17 protein-coding genes are annotated in these 16,874 nt (G+C 68.0%); 9 read left to right on the forward strand and 8 right to left on the reverse strand.

Annotated features, from left to right (window positions below; genetic code table 11):
* Positions 1–18 precede the first annotated feature (18 nt).
* From G6N67_RS14095 to G6N67_RS14110, 4 genes are all read right to left on the reverse strand, one after another.
* A complete protein-coding gene (locus G6N67_RS14095) occupies positions 19–450 on the reverse strand; it encodes a Fur family transcriptional regulator (protein ID WP_110798387.1) in 432 nt (143 codons plus the stop codon).
* 74 nt (positions 451–524) lie between these two features.
* Complete coding sequence (locus tag G6N67_RS14100; RefSeq protein WP_036431231.1) at positions 525–1,907, reverse strand: decaprenylphosphoryl-beta-D-ribose oxidase; 1,383 nt, start codon at positions 1,905–1,907, stop codon at positions 525–527.
* A 41-nt stretch (positions 1,908–1,948) separates the two neighbouring features.
* Entirely contained in the window at positions 1,949–3,283 is a 1,335-nt protein-coding gene (locus tag G6N67_RS14105) for an MFS transporter (RefSeq protein WP_036431234.1), read from the reverse strand.
* 2 nt (positions 3,284–3,285) lie between these two features.
* Complete coding sequence (locus G6N67_RS14110) at positions 3,286–4,179, reverse strand: SMP-30/gluconolactonase/LRE family protein (RefSeq protein WP_036431236.1); 894 nt, start codon at positions 4,177–4,179, stop codon at positions 3,286–3,288.
* A gap of 210 nt (positions 4,180–4,389) precedes the next feature.
* Between G6N67_RS14110 and G6N67_RS14115 the strand changes: the two genes are divergently transcribed.
* From G6N67_RS14115 to G6N67_RS14130, 4 genes are all read left to right on the forward strand, one after another.
* Entirely contained in the window at positions 4,390–5,421 is a 1,032-nt protein-coding gene (locus G6N67_RS14115) for a LacI family DNA-binding transcriptional regulator (protein WP_036431239.1), read from the forward strand.
* 92 nt (positions 5,422–5,513) lie between these two features.
* Positions 5,514–6,794: an MFS transporter gene (locus G6N67_RS14120; RefSeq protein ID WP_036435159.1), complete on the forward strand. Its 1,281-nt coding sequence runs from the start codon at positions 5,514–5,516 to the stop codon at positions 6,792–6,794.
* Positions 6,791–7,804 (forward strand): ketopantoate reductase family protein, encoded by a 1,014-nt coding sequence (locus G6N67_RS14125; protein ID WP_036431241.1) that lies wholly within the window; start codon positions 6,791–6,793, stop codon positions 7,802–7,804. The genes G6N67_RS14120 and G6N67_RS14125 overlap by 4 nt, the downstream gene beginning before the upstream one ends.
* Before the next feature lie 26 nt (positions 7,805–7,830).
* Positions 7,831–8,757, forward strand: a complete 927-nt coding sequence (locus tag G6N67_RS14130) for a beta-keto acid cleavage family enzyme (protein WP_036431243.1) — start codon at positions 7,831–7,833, stop codon at positions 8,755–8,757.
* Between the two features lie 6 nt (positions 8,758–8,763).
* On the opposite strand, the gene G6N67_RS14135 is transcribed toward G6N67_RS14130, so the two are convergent.
* On the reverse strand, positions 8,764–9,162 hold the full coding sequence (locus G6N67_RS14135; RefSeq protein WP_036431246.1) for a GtrA family protein: 399 nt from the start codon (positions 9,160–9,162) through the stop codon (positions 8,764–8,766).
* 48 nt (positions 9,163–9,210) lie between these two features.
* Between G6N67_RS14135 and G6N67_RS14140 the strand changes: the two genes are divergently transcribed.
* Positions 9,211–9,837: a trimeric intracellular cation channel family protein gene (locus tag G6N67_RS14140; protein WP_036431249.1), complete on the forward strand. Its 627-nt coding sequence runs from the start codon at positions 9,211–9,213 to the stop codon at positions 9,835–9,837.
* Between the two features lie 3 nt (positions 9,838–9,840).
* Here G6N67_RS14140 and pdxR read toward each other — a convergent pair whose 3' ends face one another.
* On the reverse strand, positions 9,841–11,253 hold the full coding sequence (pdxR, locus tag G6N67_RS14145) for a MocR-like pyridoxine biosynthesis transcription factor PdxR (protein ID WP_036431252.1): 1,413 nt from the start codon (positions 11,251–11,253) through the stop codon (positions 9,841–9,843).
* Between the two features lie 49 nt (positions 11,254–11,302).
* On the opposite strand from pdxR, the gene G6N67_RS14150 reads away from it, so the two are divergent.
* Both G6N67_RS14150 and G6N67_RS14155 read left to right on the forward strand, forming a co-directional pair.
* Entirely contained in the window at positions 11,303–11,773 is a 471-nt protein-coding gene (locus G6N67_RS14150) for a carboxymuconolactone decarboxylase family protein (RefSeq protein ID WP_036435164.1), read from the forward strand.
* Positions 11,774–11,792: 19 nt separating this feature from the next.
* A complete protein-coding gene (locus G6N67_RS14155) occupies positions 11,793–12,566 on the forward strand; it encodes a phosphotransferase family protein (RefSeq protein WP_036431254.1) in 774 nt (257 codons plus the stop codon).
* Here G6N67_RS14155 and G6N67_RS14160 read toward each other — a convergent pair.
* A complete protein-coding gene (locus G6N67_RS14160; protein ID WP_051578625.1) occupies positions 12,524–12,862 on the reverse strand; it encodes a TFIIB-type zinc ribbon-containing protein in 339 nt (112 codons plus the stop codon). The two genes, G6N67_RS14155 and G6N67_RS14160, sit on opposite strands and share 43 nt — an antisense overlap.
* Positions 12,863–13,029: 167 nt before the next feature.
* Here G6N67_RS14160 and G6N67_RS14165 point away from each other — a divergent pair, with 167 nt between their 5' ends.
* Positions 13,030–14,856 (forward strand): HNH endonuclease signature motif containing protein, encoded by a 1,827-nt coding sequence (locus G6N67_RS14165; protein WP_163642192.1) that lies wholly within the window; start codon positions 13,030–13,032, stop codon positions 14,854–14,856.
* 47 nt (positions 14,857–14,903) lie between these two features.
* Positions 14,904–15,308, forward strand: a complete 405-nt coding sequence (locus G6N67_RS14170) for a pyridoxamine 5'-phosphate oxidase family protein (protein WP_063835109.1) — start codon at positions 14,904–14,906, stop codon at positions 15,306–15,308.
* Here the strand turns inward: G6N67_RS14170 and G6N67_RS14175 are convergent.
* Complete coding sequence (locus G6N67_RS14175) at positions 15,278–16,867, reverse strand: DUF2207 family protein (protein ID WP_131524642.1); 1,590 nt, start codon at positions 16,865–16,867, stop codon at positions 15,278–15,280. The genes G6N67_RS14170 and G6N67_RS14175 overlap by 31 nt on opposite strands.
* Between the last annotated feature and the right edge of the window lie 7 nt (positions 16,868–16,874).

Below are 16,874 nucleotides of genomic sequence, written 5' to 3' on the forward strand. Positions count from 1 at the left end.
GGCTGGCGGGGATAAGGGCTATCTAATTGGAGCAGTGGAACATTCGGGGCAAATGCCCCAGTAGATGACCTCGGCTTCATCGATCTCGAAGCCGTGGTCTGCTGACGCGGTCAGGCAAGGTGCCTCACCTACCGCACAGTCGACGTCGGCGATCGCACCGCACGCCCGGCATACGACGTGGTGGTGGTTGTCGCCGACTCGTGACTCGTAGCGAGCCACGGAGCCTGATGGTTGGATGCGCCGCACCAGGCGCGCTGCGGTCAGCGCGTGCAGCGAGTCGTACACGGCCTGGTGCGACACTTCCGGCAGCTCCTGGCGCACCGCTCGGATGATCGAATCCGTGTCGGCGTGCGGGTGCGCGTGCACCGCCCCCAGCACTGCCAAGCGGGGCCGGGTCACACGTAAATCGGCTCCCCGAAGCAACTTCTGGAAGTCCGCAGTCGTGCCCACGACACGAAGTCTGGCCCGTTATCTGGAATTAGTCAAGAAAAAGTTCTCGGCCGTCTCAACCCGTGGTCAGCGGCTCAGGACAGCTCGAGACGGCGCGCCATGTCCGACATGAAGACGCCGTCGGGATCGACCTTTCGGCGTACCGCGATCCACTCGTCGATGCGCGGATACATCGAGTGGAACGTCTCGGCCGTGGTCCGCGAATCCTTCGCGGTGTAGAGCCGGCCACCGAACTCCAGCACCCGGCGGTCGAGGTCGGTGAGGAACTCGCCGACGCCCGGTTTCACGGGGAAGTCGACGCACACGTTCCAGCCGGGAATGGGGAAGCTCAGCGGGGCCTGGTTGCCCGGCCCGAACAACTTGAACACGTTGAGGAACGAGTAGTGCCCCGAGCGCTGGATGTCGTAGATGATGCCCTTGAACTCTTCGACGGCCTCGGTGGGCACCACGAACTGGTACTGCGCGAACCCGGCCGGGCCGTACGCGCGGTTCCACTCCCCGAACATGTCGAGCGGGTGGTAGAACTGCGTCAGGTTCTGCACCTTGTTGCGGTACGTGCCGGATTTGCGGTACCAGAGTTCGCCGATGGGGCCGAACGTGTACTTGTTCGCGAGCCCGTTGGGGAACACGTCGGGCAGCGTGAGCAGTTGCGGCGCATCGAATTTCAGCGGATTCTTCTGCAGTTTCTTGGGCAGCTGGTCGAGCTTGGCCAGCGATCCCCGGGAGATCGCGGCCCGGCCCAGCTTGGGCGGCGCGCTGATGGCGTCGAACCAGGCGCTGGAGTACGTGTAGTTGTCCTCGGTGCCGTCGCTGTGGAACGCGATGGTCTCGTCGAGGGTGTTCGTGACATCGCCGTCGGCGATGAAGTACGCGGTCTCGGTGGGCGTCATCTCGATCGTCGCGCGCAGGATGATGCCGGTCAGTCCGTTGCCGCCGACCGTGGCCCAGAACAGTTCGGCCTCGGGCCCGTCCGGGGTCAGCCGGCGCACGTCGCCGTTGGCGGTCAGCAGGTCCATCGAACGCACGTGGTTGCCGAAGCTGCCCGCACTGTGGTGGTTCTTGCCGTGGATGTCGCAGCCGATGGCCCCGCCGATGGTGACCTGACGCGTGCCCGGCAGCACCGGAACCCACAGCCCGAACGGCAGCGCGGCCTTCATCAGCTGGTCGAGGTTCACCCCGGCGTCCACGTCCACGATCCGGGTCTCGGCGTCGATCGAGTGGATGCGGTTCAGCGCGGGCATGTCGATGACCAGGCCGCCGCCGTTCTGCGCGTTGTCGCCGTAGGAGCGGCCCAGCCCGCGGGCGATCACGCCCCGGTGCCTGCCGTCGGCGGCCTCCGCCACCGCTTTGACGATCTCCTCGGGGTCCGAGGTGGTGAGCACCTGTGCCACGGTCGGCGCGGTGCGGCCCCAGCCCATGAGGCTCTTGGCGGTGGTCGCGATCTCAGTGGTGGACATCGAGACAGAGGGTACCGCGCCCGCGGGCCGCCCCCGGGCGGTCAACGCAACGTGAGCTCGCGCGGTTCTTCGTCGTCGGCCGGAGCCGGACGGCGCAGAAAGAGTTGGAGCACCACTCCCAGCAGCGCGCACGCCGACATGACGAAGAAGCACACGATGTAGCCGCCGTGCGCGGTCCACCCGCCGCCGAGGGAGATCAGCCTGCCCATGAGCAGCGGCGCGATTCCACCACCGATGAACATGGCCGTGGTGATGATGCCGTTCGCGGTGGAGACGGCGCCTTCTGGCGCGGCATCGGACGCCGCGGCGTAGTAGATGGGCCACACCGCGTTAGCGACCAGTCCGAAGGCCAACTGGATGACGACCACGAGCAGTGACGACGTCGCGAAATAGAAGCAGGCCACACTGACCGCCATCCACACGCCGCAGATCATGATGGTGGACTTGCGCCCGATCACGTCGGACAGCGTGGGCCAGAGGATCTGCCCCAGAATGCCGGTGAACGCGAACACCACGCTGAGGCCGGCCGATTCGGCCAGCGACAGCCCGACGACGTTGTAGAGGTAGGCGGGCAGCACGACGTTGATGCCCATGTAGACGATCTGGGTCAGCATCGTGGTGAGCGCGGTGAGGTTGATGCTGCGGTTGCGGAAGCAGGCCGAGATCAATCCTTTTGCGCCGCCGCTGCGGCCGAGGTCGCCGTCGGGTGGGGTGAGTCCTTTGGCGGCGATGTCGCTGTACAGCGTGGCGATGCGGTCGGCGGTCGAGTAGCGCCCCCAGAAGATCATCAGCGGCACGGCGACGATCAGGCCGAGGAACAACGTGTAGGACCAGTTCGACGCGCCGAACGTCGCGATCACGACTGCCGCGGACAAGCCGCTGAGCAGCGATCCGACCGGGTATCCGGTGTGGTGCACGCCGAGCGCGAAGCCGCGGCGTTCCTTGGGCCACCATTCGGCGGTGTTGCTGACACCGACGGGCTCGCCCCATCCGGCGCCGAGGTTGACCCCGACCCGCAGCGCGATGAACGCGACGGCGTGCGAGCTGACCGCTTTCAGCCCCGATATGAACGACAGCGCCGTGTAACCGATCACGAGCGGAACCTGGAAGCGCGCGCGTTTCCAGCCGCCCCCGTACCGGTCGCTCAGAGTCGATCCGGGGATCGCCAGGACTGCGAGCGAAATCATGATCAGCGATGCGATGGCGCCCCACGCATCCGGGCTGAGGTGGAACTGCTCGGAGATCGTCGGCCCGAGCCGCAGGATGATCTCGCGGTCATAGGCGTTGAGGATCCAGATCAGCCAGCACACGGCGAGCGAGATCCACGAGTACTTGTGGGTGTTGCGCAGGGAACCGCGACGCGAAGGAGTTTTCATGGCTATGCACCGAACCTGTTCTCGGGAATGCCCTGGACCCCCAGATCGCGGATCGCGAACAGGGAGCCGCGCAGCTGGCCGTCTTCGGGGAACCGCGGCAGGGGCGGCCGGGCCATCGAGGTCACGTAGAGGACGTCGAGATCGGCGCCGCCGAACATGACGCTCGTGGGCTTCCGCACCGGGAAGTCGATGACGCGGTCGACGGTTCCGTCCGGCGCGTAGCGAATGATCTTGCCGCCGTACACCAGTGCCTGCCACAGGTAGCCCTCGGCGTCGACGGTCGCGCCGTCGGCCGCCCCGCCCGAGCTGGTGTCGACGCGCGCGAACGTGCGCCGGTTGGCCACCGCACCGGTGTCGAGGTCATAGTCGTACGCCCAGATCTCGCCGGTCCAGGTGTCGCAGAAGTACAGCGTGCGGCCGTCCGGGCTCCAGCACGGGCCGTTGGAGACCGTGATGCCCTCGTCGAGCACCGTGAGCGATCCGTCCGGGTCGTAGCTGTAGAGCTTGCCGCTGGGCGAGTCCTCGAGCGTGTCCATCGAGCCGACCACGAAGCGGCCGCGTTTGTCGACCTTGCCGTCGTTGAGCCGGTTGTTCGGCAGGCCGGGCTCGGGGTCGATCAGTTCCGTGAGTCTGCCGTCGGCCAGATCGAGCTTGTGGAGGCCGTTCGCGAGGGCGACGATCGCGTGTTCGCCGTCGCGGCACAGCGCCATTGACCCGATCTTCTGCCCGACGTCCCAGGCACGGATGTGCGAGCCCTCTGCAGTCGAGCGAAAGATGCGTCCGTCCGCGCTGTCGATCCAGTACAACAACTGCTGCTCGCAGTCCCACAACGGTCCCTCGCCCAGCGTGGTCTTGAGATCGACGACCACGTCGATCACGGCATGCCTGTCGAACATTGCGGGAACGCTAGGAGCACTTCGCGGCGTTCAGCAACGTTAAGTTGTGATCCCTGACATTCAGCCTGGGTCGACAGCGGCCGATCACACTTGGCCGCCGCGATTCCCCGCTGTACCGCAGCATGCCCGGTGCGCCTCAACTTAACGTTGCTTAACGATTTGGGTCACACTTAACGTCGGGACACCAGGCCGAGCCAGGGAGGTGAACCGGTGAGAACACGCATATCGGCGGCTGACGTCGCGCGGGCCGTCGGCGTCTCACCTGCCACCGTCTCGTATGTGATGAACGGCCGCAGCGGGGTGTCGGAGCAGACCCGGGCGAAAATCCTGGAGGTGGCCGAGGAGCTGGGGCACATCTCGAGCGCGCGTGCCGACCGGCTCCGCTCGCATCAGACCCGCGTCATCGGTCTGGTTTTGACCGACATCGCCAATCCCTTCTACACCGAGATCGCAGCGGGCACCATCGACGCCGCGCGCGCCCGCGGATACGAGGTCTTCCTGGCCCACACGCAGGAGGATCCCGAGACGTTGCGCTCGGTGGTCGACGCGATGATCGCGCGGCACGTCGACGGTGTCGTGTTCACCGTGCTGCATCCCGACGACGGCGAGGTGATCCGGTCGCTGCGCAGCGCGCACATCCCGTTGGTGCAGCTGTCGCGGCGGATCGAGCGCATTGACGCCGACTTCGTCGGGATCGACGATCGGGCCGCGGCCTCGGAGATGATGGAACACGTTGTCGGGCACGGCTATCGGGACATCGTCACGATCGTCGGGCCGCGCACGTCGAGCGCATCGGCGGCCAGGGAAGACGGGTTCGTCCGCACCGCGGAATCGCACGGCATCCGCAGCATCGCGTCGCACCACATCAGCACCTACCTCAGTGAGCGGGGCGGCTATGTGGCCGTCGAGCAGGTGCTGGCCCGCAAGGCGTTGCCCCACGTGATCGTGTGCGGCAGTGACGCCATCGCGCTCGGCGCCATCAGCGCGCTGCGCGCGCACTCGATCAACGTGCCCGAGGACGTCGCCGTGACGGGCTTCGACGGACTCTTTCCTGGCGCGTCCCCGCTCGTCGAGCTCACCACCGTCAATCAGCCGCGCCGCGAAATGGCCGAGCAGTCAATCGAACTCCTGACCCGTCGTATCGACGGCGCCGGAGGCTCGTACCAGTCGGTGCTGCGCGCGCACGAACTCCGCATCGGAACCACCTGCGGCTGCCCGCGAAAACACGCGGCCGCCGCCTGACCAACAACACAACACCACTCCCTGGGCAACAGCCCACGGGACCATCTTTCGACACCCTCAAGAAGGGGCCCTGCATGGCCACGGACACCGAATTGAACAGGCTCATCTTCCGAAAGCTGATGCCGCTCTTGATCGCGGCGTACATCATCGCCTTCATCGACCGCACCAACATCGGCCTGGCCAAAACGCACCTGGAAGCCGACCTCGGATTATCCGCTGCCGCATACGGTTTGGGTGCCGGGTTGTTCTTCCTGGCCTACTCGCTGTGCGAGGTTCCGAGCAACCTCATCATGCACCGCGTCGGCGCCCGGCTGTGGATCACCCGGATCATGGTGACCTGGGGACTGTTGTCGGCGGCCATGGCCTTCGTGCAAGGGCCCGTGTCGTTCTATGTGCTGCGCGTTCTGCTCGGGATGGCCGAGGCCGGCCTGTTCCCCGGCGTGATGCTCTACCTCACGTACTGGTTCGGGCGCCGGGAGCGGGCCAGGGCCAACGGTGCTTTCCTGGTCGCGGTCTGCCTCGCCAACATCATGGGCGCGCCCATCGGCGGTGCCCTGCTCGGCATGGACGGAGCCCTGGGCTGGCACGGCTGGCAGTGGATGTTCGTGATCGAGGGCCTGCCCGCGGTAGCGCTCGCGTTCGTCGTGTACAAGTTTCTGCCCAACGGGCCCCACGACGCGAAATGGCTTGACCCGCACCAGGCCCGCGCGCTGACCGAGCGGCTGGCACAAGAGCAGCAGGACGGTGCCGAGGCGTCCGGGACGCATTCGTTCGCCGGCGTGTTCCGGGACAAGCAGATCCTGTTGGTGATCGCGGTGTACTTCACCCACCAGATCGCGGTCTACAGCCTGACCTACTTCCTGCCCGGGATCATCGGCGAGTGGGGTGAGATGTCCGACCTCACGATCGGTCTGCTCACGGCCCTGCCATGGGTCGCGGCCGCCGTCGGCACTCTCGTCCTGCCGCGCTACGCCACCGACGGCCGCCGTTCCCGGACGATGCTCTTCGGCGGAATGGCCGCCATGGTCATCGGATTCACGATCGGGGCGGTCGCCGGGCCCGCACTCGCGCTCATCGGGTTCTGCGTCGCGGCGTCCACATTCTTTGTCGTCCAGTCGATCCTGTTCGCGGTGCCTGCGTCGAGGCTGGCGGGTGCGGCGCTGGCCGGCGGGCTGGCGCTGGTCAACACGCTCGGCATCCTCGGCGGCTTCGTCGGCCCGTTCGTGATGGGCCTCATCGAGACCGCGACCGACAACCCTTCTGCCGGACTGTGGTTCGTGATCGCGCTGGTGTTCATCGGAGCCCTCGTGAGCTTGACCCTCAAGATCCAGGATGCGCCGGCGGACGTCACAGAGAAAGAGGTAACAACATGACCGACCGAATCCTCGTCGTCGGCGCGGGTGCCATCGGCGGAGTCACCGCCGCGCACCTCGCGCGGGCCGGCCGGGACGTCACGGTGCTCGACGCCAACACCGAACACGTGCGGCTGATGAACTCGCCAGGGCTGCGATTCGACGAGCTCGGACAGACCTCACAGGTCATCATCCCAGCGGTCGCCGACCCTGCCGAGTTGTCGGGCCGGTTCGACTACGCGCTTGTCACGCTCAAGGCGCCGTACCTTGACGTCGCCCTCGCGCCGTTGGTCGCGGGCGACCTGGTGGACACCTACGTGTTCCTCGGTAACGGCTTGGTGCAGAACACCGTTGGGCAGATCGTCGGCCCCGGCCGGCTCGTCGTCGGGATCACCGAGTGGGGCGCGACCAATCTCGGTCCCGGCCACCTCGCCCAGACCACCGTCGCGCCGTTCGTCATCGGCGAGGCCGATGGCAGCCGCACCGAACGCGTCGAGAGGCTGAGCCGTCTCCTCGCCGCGGCGGCCGAGGTGCGGATCTCGACCCGCATCGTGGGTCAGATCTGGACGAAGCTCCTGCTCAACAGCACCTTCTCCGGGCTCGGCGCGGTCGGCGGAATGCTGTACCGCGAGGTGGTCGCCGACCCGCTCGGCCGCGAACTGGCCCACCGGCTGTGGACCGAGGCCTACGACGTCGCGCACGCGGCAGGCATCGAACTCGACGAGATCATCGGTTTGCAACCGGACCGGCTCGTCGTCCGGTCCGCCGGCGACGTCGAACGGGCCGATGCCGCAACACAAATCCTGATGGACCGGCTCGGCGCCACCAAGGCGTCCATGCTGCAGGATCTCGAACGCGGCGCCGTCACCGAGGTCGACGTCATCAACGGCGGCGTGTGCGCGACAGCTGAAAAAGCCGGCGTGGCAAGCCCGTTGAACGCCCGCATCGTCGAGCTCGTGCACGACTGCGAGCAAGGGCGCCGCGCGCCGGGCGCAGCCACGCTCGAAGCCCTCGCCGAAGTGCCGGCCTGAACCCCAACCCTCAAGGAGTAGAACCCGTGAACGACAAAGTCATCATCACCTGCGCGCTGACCGGCGGCATGACCGTCCCCGCCCAGAGCAAGGCCATTCCCGTCACCGTCGAGCAGATAGTCGAGGACGGCGTCAAGGCGGCCGAGGCCGGCGCGTCCGTTCTGCATGTACACGTGCGCGAGGAGGCGACCGGGCGGCCCGTCGCCGACCTCGACCTGTTCGAACGCGTGCTGTCCGAACTCAAGAAGCGCACAGACGCCGTCATCCAGCCGACCACCGGCGGTGGCCGCGGCATGACCGTCGAGGAGCGTGCCTCGGTCCTCAAGTTCCGGCCCGAGATGGCCACGTTCAACGCGGGCAGCTTCAACTTCGGGTTGTTCCCCGTCGCGTCTCGCGACCTGCCGTTCGCCGACTGGGAACGCGAATACCTGGAGGGCACAACCGACTACATCTTCAAGAACACCTTCGCGGACATGACGTACATGGCCGAGCAGATGCGGCAGGCCGACACCCGGCCCGAGATCGAGGTCTACGACGTCGGCCACATCTACAACCTTGAGCAGCTCGTCAAGGACGGCGTGCTGGAGCCGCCGTTCAACCTGCAGTTCGTACTGGGCGTGCTCGGTGCCAACGCCGCCGAACCCGACCAGCTCATCCACATGCTGCGCACGGCCGAGCGCGTCTTCGGCAAGGACTCGTTCACCTGGTCGGCCGCGGGCGTGGGCTACCGCGGTGAGTACAGCCTCGCCGCGCTGTCGCTGATCCTGGGCGGCAACGTGCGGGTGGGCCTTGAGGACAACCTGCGGATCACCAGGACCGAGAACGCGACGTCGAACGCGCAGCTGGTGCGGAAGGCGGCCGACCTCGCCGCGCTCTTCGACCGGACACCCGCCACGCCGGACGAGGCGCGTGCGTATCTCGGCCTCAAGGGCGCGGAGGCGGTGGCCTTCTGACGGCTCTCAGTGCAGCTTGAAGATCACCGCGCGCTGCACCACGAAGTTGATCACGGTCGCGGTACCCTGCGCGATGACGAACGCGACCGGCACCGCCCACGACCGGTAGTCGGCAAGGTGGAGCACCAGGTGGTTCAGCCCCACCTGGACCGCGAAGGTCACCAGGTAGAGCACCCACACGGCGATGAACCGCGCGGTGCTCGGCGGTGCCTGGAAGGTCCAGCGCCGGTTGATCAGGTAGGCCGTGGTGGTCCCGGCGATGAAACCGATGGTCTTGGCGAGGTCGACCTGCAGTCCGACGACCTTGTAGAGCAGCACGTACAGGCCGAAGTCCACGATCGCGGACAGCCCGCCGGTGACGACGAACCGGAACGCCTGGGTCTTGAGATCCAGCCGGGGCGACATTAGGGGCTCAGCCACCACCGCAGCTTAGCGAGGGCCTACCGTGCGGGTGTGTTGCAGTTGGTGCTCAACTACCTCGGCATCGCGGTATTCGCCTCGTCGGGGGCCATGGTCGCGATCCGTAAAGGCTTCGACCTGTTCGGCATCGCCGCGCTCGGTGTCATGACCGGCGTCGGTGGCGGCGTGGTGCGCGACATCTTCCTCAACGTCAGCCCGCCCACGTCCATCCAGCACTGGCCCAACGTCACGGTCGCATTGGCCGCGACGGCCGTGGCCACCCTGACGGCCAGGTTGTTCATCCGGATGCGGCGCATCGTGCTGTCGCTCGACGCGGTCGGCATGGGCTTCTTCGCGACGTCGGGCGCGGCCATCGCGGTCGATCACGGCGCCAGCTGGTTCGCGGCCGTGCTGATCGGCATGACCACCGCGATCGGTGGCGGCATCATTCGCGACGTGCTGGCCCGGGAGGTGCCGCTGCTGCTCGGGCCCGACGACCTGTATGCGGTGCCCGCGATGCTGGGCGCGACAACATACGCCGTCATCGACTACTCGGGCCCGCAATGGGTCGGGCTCGTGGTGGGGACCGTGCTGGCGACCCTGCTGCGGGTGGCGGGGCTGCGGTTCGGCTGGCATCTGCCCACGGGCCCGGCCGACCTGATCGCGCGCGGCGACGCTTAGCGCTCAGCGCAGCACGTCGTCGAGCACCGCGCACAGGGCGTCGACCGCGGGTGCGAACGCGTGCTCGGCGGGTCCACCGAATCCCACGATGATGCCGTCGGGGTCGGGGATCTCCGGGCCGGCCAGCCGGTGGCGCATGAGCGCGAGCCCGTTCACGGCGATCCCCGCCTCGCCAGCGCGGCGCAGCACGTCGGGTTCGGCGCCGTCGGGCAGCGTGATGAGCATGTTGACGCCCGCGGCGAGCCCGCTGATGCCGACGTCGTAGCCCTGAAGTGCGGCGACCAGCATGTCGCGGCGCCGCCGGTAGCGGTTGCGCATGCGCCGGATGTGCCGGTCGTAGCCGCCCGTGCCGATGAAGTCCGCCAGCGTCAGTGCCGTGATGGCGTCGACGTGGTACTGCTGCCCGCCTGCCGCGGCGATCACCGGATCGATCAGCGCCTCGGGCAGCACCATCCAGCCCACCCTCAGCGTCTGGGCCAGTCCCTTGCTGACCGACCCGAGGTAGGCGACCCGCTCGGGGCTCAGTGCCTGCAGCGCGCCGACGGGTTGGCGGTCGTAGCGGAACTCGCCGTCGTAGTCGTCGTCGATCACGAATCCGTCTGTGCGCTGGGCCCATTCGACGACCCCGGCGCGCCGTGCCGGGTGCAGGGCCATGCCGAACGGACTGTGGTGCGCCGGGGTCAGCAGCGCCGCGGGGGTGTCGAGCGCATCGAGATCGCTGACCACCGCGCCGTCGTCGTCCAGCCCGATGGGTACCGTCGATATGCCCATCGCCTCCAGGGCGTCACGAAAGATGAAGAGCCCGTACGCTTCCACCGCTATCGGCCGGCTGTCGCCGAACACCTTGCCCAGCAGTTCGACACCGTCACGAACTCCCGAGCAGACGACGACGGACTCCGGTGTCGTACGGACGCCCCGCACCCGGCCGAGGTACTCGGTGAGCGCCTCCCGCAACTGCTGCGGACCGCGTGGGTCGCCCATCCGCAGGGCCGCGACCGGGGCCTCGGACAGCGCGCGCCGGGCTGAGGCCAGCCACGCAGCTCGTGGGAACTCCGAAACGTCAGGCGATCCCGGCATCAGATTGTGTTGCGGCACAACGGGTATGCGCCGCGGCCGCGGCGGTTTCCTGGGGGTGGCCGTGCGAGCGACCCACGTGCCCGCACCCTGGCGCGAGGCCAGCCAGCCTTCCGTGACGAGTTCGGCGTATGCCTCGGCGACGGTGTTGCGGGCCAGTCCGAGATCCGCGGCGAGCGAGCGGGATGGCGGCAACACGGTGTCGGTGGTCAGGCGGCCGGATCGGATGCCTTCCCGCAGTGCCCTGATGAGCTGTTCGCGGGCCGACCGGCTGCCCGGTTCGATGCTGGTGCGCAAGTCGAGATGCAGATCGCGACTGCCAGAATTGGCCCGTGAATTCACCATCGAATTGAACCATCTAGGCGGTACTTTTGTCGTTAGCGTGGTGGACATGACACAGACACTCGAACCCGCCAAGGCTGTCGACCGGCTCAAGATCTACAAGACGTCACCTGAGCTCTACGACGCGATGATGACGCTGTCCAACGCCGCGGCCAAGGACATCGACCCTACGATCGGTGAGCTCGTCAAGATCCGCGCATCGCAGATCAACCACTGTGCGTTCTGCCTCGACATGCACACCCATGACGCCCGCAAGCAGGGCGAGACCGAGCAGCGGCTCGCGCTCATCGCGGCGTGGCAGGAGGCAGGCGACCTGTTCACCGAACGCGAGCAGGCCGCGCTGGCCCTGACCGAGGCGATCACCGAACTGGGCAACGGCCATGTCCCCGACGCGGTGTACGCGCGTGCCGCCGCGGCGTTCACCGAACGTGAGCTGGGTCAGGTGATCGCGATGGCCGTGACCATCAACGCATGGAACCGGATCAACGTCACCGTGCGAACCCCCGCACCCCGGCGCTGATCTCGCGGAAACTGGAGGTGTGCAGACCCGGTCCGGTGCAGACATCACGGTGTGCGGCGACGCCGTGCACAAGCTGCACCGGCCGGGCACCGATCCGCGTGCACTACGCGTACGGCTGCACACGGCCAGCCGGGTGGGCGCACTGCTCAGTCCACTGTCGGATGTGCCCGACCTGGTGAACGGGCGGTTGCTGACCCGGTGGCCGCTGGTGGAAACCCTTGCGGTGCAACCGGAATCTGTGCCGTGGGTCGACATCGCGCAGCTGCTGGCGACCCTGCACACCGAGCCGGTCAGCGCGCGACTGCCGCCGCACGGCTGGCCCGCCCGGTTACGCCGCGCGGTCGGTCTGGCTCGGGGAAACGCGATCATCTGCCGTGCGGCGGCAGGCCTGCCCGACGCCGCGTGGCGGCCCGGCTCGGCGGACCGCCCGCGCACGCTCGTACACGGCGACTTCCACCTGGGCCAGGTGGGCCGGCGTGCCGGCCGCTGGCACCTGATCGATGTCGATGATCTCGGATTGGGTGATCCGGCTTGGGATTTGGCGCGTCCGGCCGGGTTCTGGGCGGCCGGCGTCATACCCGATACCGACTGGCTGCTGTTCCTCGACGCTTACCGCGACGCGGGCGGGCCCGCGCTGCCTGCGGGCGATCCGTGGCCCGTGCTGGAGCCGTTCGCGCGGGCCGCCGTCATCCAAGCCGCGGCCAACGATCCCGGCGACGATCTGTTGGCGGCGGCCTGCGCGCGGATGCCTCAACTGGAGAAGAACAGCCGGCCGAAGCCCTGCTTGCGGTAGTGCTTGTTGCCGCGGTGCCCCCAGCCTGGCCCGTAGTCCGAGTAGCCCTGGTGATAGCCCGAGTGCGCCTGCGGTGCCGGAGGCGGCGGCGCCTGGACGAACCGGTTCTCCATCTGGGTCAGCGCCTCGAGCTCGCCGAAATCCAGGAAGATGCCGCGGCAGGTGTCGCATTGCTCCAGGTGGACGCCGTTGCGCTCATACGTCTTCATGACCCCGGCGCACTTCGGACACAGCAGGGTGTTGCCCACACCGGGCGACGCGGGGGACTTCGGAGGCTCATATGGCGGAATGCTCATATCGCCATAACGCGCGACCTCGCTGTGAAGTGCCTGTGTGTTTTCCCGAAGCCCCGCCTACCACGTGGGTGTGACATTTTTCGTGCGTTGTCCCCAGGTTGGTTTTCATCCCCAGGCTGGGGTTTTGGCGTGGTGTGGGGGCCTGGGTTTTCGGCAGAATCAAACACATGTTCGAAGACCTCGATGATGCGGCCCTGGCGGCCGGGATCGAGGCGGAGACCCGCGCGGAGGCGGCCGCGGCGTGTCGCCGGTTGGCGATGATCGCGGCGTTGGCCGTCCGCCGGTTGGGTGATGAGGGCGATGAGCGGCAGTGGTGGGTGTGTGATGGCTGGGATGCCGCGGCCGCGGAGGTGGCCGTGGCGATGGGGGTGGGGCAGCGGGCGGCGTCGACGGAGATGACCAAGGCGCTGGCGTTGCGGGACCGGCTGCCGGCGGTGGCGGCGCTGTTCGCCCGTGGTGCGCTCAGTGCCCGCATGGTCGCGGCGATCACCTGGCGCACCCACCTGGTCGACGACCCGGACGCGTTGGCCGCGATCGATGCCGGGTTGGCGGAGCGCGCCGTGGGGTGGGAGGTGTTGTCGAAGGAGAAGTTGGAAGGCGTCATCGATGCGTTGATCACCCGCCATGACCCGGGCGCGGTGCGCCGCACCCGGCGGGCGGCCCGCGAGCGGGATGTGTGTTTCGGCAAGGATGATGACGTCACCGGGACCACGGCGTTTTTCGGGCGGTTGTTGCGTGCCGATGCGGTGGCCCTGAGGAAACGTGTGGCGCACGTGATCGGTGCGGTGTGTGCCGATGATCCGCGCACGCTGGGGCAGCGTCGTTCGGATGCGGTGGGGGTGATCGCTGTTGGTGGGGAGGCGTTGGCGTGTCGGTGCGGGAACCCGGAGTGTCCGGCCGCGGGGGTGGCCGATGCGCGGGCGGCCCACACCGTGGTCTACATCCTGGCCGATCCCGACGCGCTCACCGCCCAGCCCGACCGGTATCTGTCCGGGGATCACGACACCAACCCGATCCCCTGGGACACCCCGGCCCCCGTCGACACGGCAGAACCCGACGACCCCACCGAGCCCACCGACACGGCAGAACCCGACGAGCCCGATGCTGCCGATCCTGTCGAGCCCGCGGAGTGTGCGGATGCGGCCGGATGTGCCGAGCCCGCCGCGGAGTCCATGGACACCACAGAACTCGCCGACCGCGCGGAGCCCGCGGGCAGTGCGGACAACGCAGGGCCCGCGGACATTGCGGTGCCTTCGGACAACGTGGACAGCGCGGCCCCTGCCGAGCCCGCCGCCGAGCCTGCCGAGCTCGCCGAGCCTGACGACACCGCGGATGCCGCTGCGTCCGCGGACGTTATCGCCCCCGCCGCCTCGTCTCCCGGGGCCCCGGCCGAGAATCGGGTCCCGCCCGCCTGGTCGCCGGGGACCGCGGTGGTCGTCGATGGCGGGGTCATCCCCACCCCGCTGCTGGCCGATCTGATCGCCGCCGGCGCCACCGTCAAACACCTCGACCCGCCCGGTGTAGAGCCCGAGCCGCGGTACCGGCCCTCGGCGAAACTGGCCGCCTGGGTGCGGATGCGGGACATGACATGCATGTTCCCCGGCTGTGACCGCCCGGCCGAGCGCTGCGATGTCGACCACACCGAACCCTACCCAGGTGGTCCCACGCACCCGTCAAACACGAAGTGTCTGTGCCGGATTCATCATCTGCTCAAGACCTTCTGGGCCGGCTGGCACGACAAGCAGTACCCCGACGGCACCGTGGAATGGACCACCCCCAGCGGCCGGACCTACGTCAAGAAACCCGGCGCCGGACTGTTCTTCCCACACTGGGACACCACCACCGCCGCCCTACCAACGCCGGGGCCCCGAATCCCCAACGACGGCACCACCATGCCCCGCCGCACCCGCACCCGCGCCACCCAACGCGCCCGACGCAAACACGCCGAACGCGCACTCAACGGCCAGCACGACAAGCCGCCCCCGGGTTTGTAGACGACATTCGCAGCCTCGAACAGCATTCGCGGCGTTACGGTTGCTTCGTGCATCCGGTGACGAAGCTGAGCGAGGACGAGAGCTGGCGCCTGCTGTCCAGCGTGGCGCTCGGGCGCTTCGTCGCCACCATCGGCACAAGAATCGAGATCTTCCCGGTCAATTTCGTTGTGCAGCAACGCAGCATCCTGTTCCGGACCGCGGAGGGCACCAAACTGATCACAGCTCTGATGAGTGATCGGGTGGCGTTCGAGGCCGATGACCACAACATCATCAGCGGTTGGAGCGTGATCGTGCGGGGCACCGCTGAGATGCTCGAGTCGGCAGCTGACATCGCGGAGGCTGAACGGGCCCAATTACTTCCGTGGACCGCCACGGTGAAGCGCCGCCATGTGCGCATCACACCGAACGAGATCTCGGGGCGCTACTTCGTGTTCGGGACGGCGCCGGACTGACCCGCTTGGCTCTGGGCGGCGACGCCGTCGAGCATCGCGACAAGTGTGGGCAGCCCGGCGGGCAAGGGCCGATCGCCCGTCGCGCGGTACCACTCGACCGGGCCGGCTCCGCCCCACCGGGCCAACCAGTTACGCAGTCCACCGAGCGCATGCGCGTAAGGAATGGCCCGCTCGAACAACACCGGGCGTGCCGCCGGACTGATGCTGTCGGGATTGGTCGATTCGAGATAGCGCCGCATCCCGTCGACGGCCGCCGCGACGCGGCTCCCGCGAGCGGTCCGGTCGGGCAGCAGGCGACCGGCTGCCGCGACGCCACCACCGAGCACCACGACCGCAACGCCCCACAGCGAGCCGGCGCCGAGCACCGCGAGGACCACGGTCGCGATCACGCCGACGCCGAGGACCGCGTACCCGAGCGGTTCGATGCGGCGGGAACGACGCCACTCGGCCTGTCCCGCCGCGGGAACGACCACCGGGCGCGGGGATTGGGTCAGCTCGAACGCCGACACCGATTCGCGGTCGTTGGGCAGGATCGCGTCGACCACGGCCCGCTCATATGCGGTGGTCTCCCGGTCGAGCGGTGCGCGGCGGGATATCTGGAAATCCATCGCCCCTGAAGACCGTTGCCGCTCGGCGATCCAGAGATAGTTGCGCACAGCGAGATCCAGGATCGTGGCGCCGAAGTCGGATGGCTGGGCCCGGCCCGTCGTCAGCGTCCCGATCTCACCGGGCAACACACCGTCGGGCGACGCGAATGCGACGCCGCCCTCGGTCGGGACAAGCAGCTGCACGCTGTCGGTGGAGGCGCTGTCGGCCCGGCGCCGCAACCACGCAAACGCGGTCAAGGCCAGCGCAACAACCGCGGCGACGATGACGGCGATGAGTCCCGCGGTGTCCCGAGCAGGCCGGGCCTCGGTGACTGTCGGGGTGAATTCAGCGGTGGCCGTAGCGGTATCGGCAGGCAGCAGTACGGAGAACACCGCGACATCGCCGGATGCGAGGTTGTTGTTCTGGAATGACACCGAGCCGTCGAGGTCGGTCTGGGTCAGTGAGCACAGTCGTCGCACACCGATCTGGCCGTATGCGCAGATCGGCGAGTCCGGTTTGGCGGTGGGTGAGGAGAAGCGGCCCGTCAGCTTCTCGATCGGCGCAGACCAGCCCGCCGCGAGCACCCAGGTGAACTGTTGCAGGTCGGTGCCGTCGGCGACGGTGCCGCGCACCGAGTACCTCACCGTCGACGTGCCGCCGGGGACGGAGATGACCAGTGCGTCACCCTGGACGGCGGCCGACGCCCCGCCGTCGGCGGCGATGTCGGACACGGCGAAGTGCTGGGTCCGGTTGGCCTCCACGGGAACCTGAAGGGGCACAGTCCCGACCGCACTGGCGCCCTGGGGCACTGTGGCGGTGGTTGTCACGGCCAGCACCCCGTCAGCGTTGAGATCCAGTTTCACGTCGAGCGTGATCGCGGGGGTATCGGCGTGCGCCGCCGGCCCGCTCACGGTCAGCAACGTCGTCATGATCGCAACGACGATCGCGACCACACCCCCATAGGCACGCATGACCGGC

Origin of the sequence: Mycolicibacterium mageritense (assembly GCF_010727475.1) — a bacterium.
Classification (GTDB): Bacteria; Actinomycetota; Actinomycetes; order Mycobacteriales; family Mycobacteriaceae; genus Mycobacterium; species Mycobacterium mageritense.

Excerpts from the sequence above, each read along its gene's own strand:
- G6N67_RS14105 (WP_036431234.1), bottom strand. The coding sequence starts at position 3,283 with ATGAAAACTCCTTCGCGTCGCGGTTCCCTGCGCAACACCCACAAGTAC.
- G6N67_RS14175 (WP_131524642.1), bottom strand. The coding sequence starts at position 16,867 with ATGCGTGCCTATGGGGGTGTGGTCGCGATCGTCGTTGCGATCATGACG.
- G6N67_RS14150 (WP_036435164.1), top strand. The coding sequence starts at position 11,303 with ATGACACAGACACTCGAACCCGCCAAGGCTGTCGACCGGCTCAAGATC.
- G6N67_RS14110 (WP_036431236.1), bottom strand. The coding sequence starts at position 4,179 with ATGTTCGACAGGCATGCCGTGATCGACGTGGTCGTCGATCTCAAGACC.
- G6N67_RS14135 (WP_036431246.1), bottom strand. The coding sequence starts at position 9,162 with ATGTCGCCCCGGCTGGATCTCAAGACCCAGGCGTTCCGGTTCGTCGTC.
- G6N67_RS14100 (WP_036431231.1), bottom strand. The coding sequence starts at position 1,907 with ATGTCCACCACTGAGATCGCGACCACCGCCAAGAGCCTCATGGGCTGG.
- G6N67_RS14165 (WP_163642192.1), top strand. The coding sequence starts at position 13,030 with ATGTTCGAAGACCTCGATGATGCGGCCCTGGCGGCCGGGATCGAGGCG.
- G6N67_RS14160 (WP_051578625.1), bottom strand. The coding sequence starts at position 12,862 with ATGAGCATTCCGCCATATGAGCCTCCGAAGTCCCCCGCGTCGCCCGGT.
- G6N67_RS14125 (WP_036431241.1), top strand. The coding sequence starts at position 6,791 with ATGACCGACCGAATCCTCGTCGTCGGCGCGGGTGCCATCGGCGGAGTC.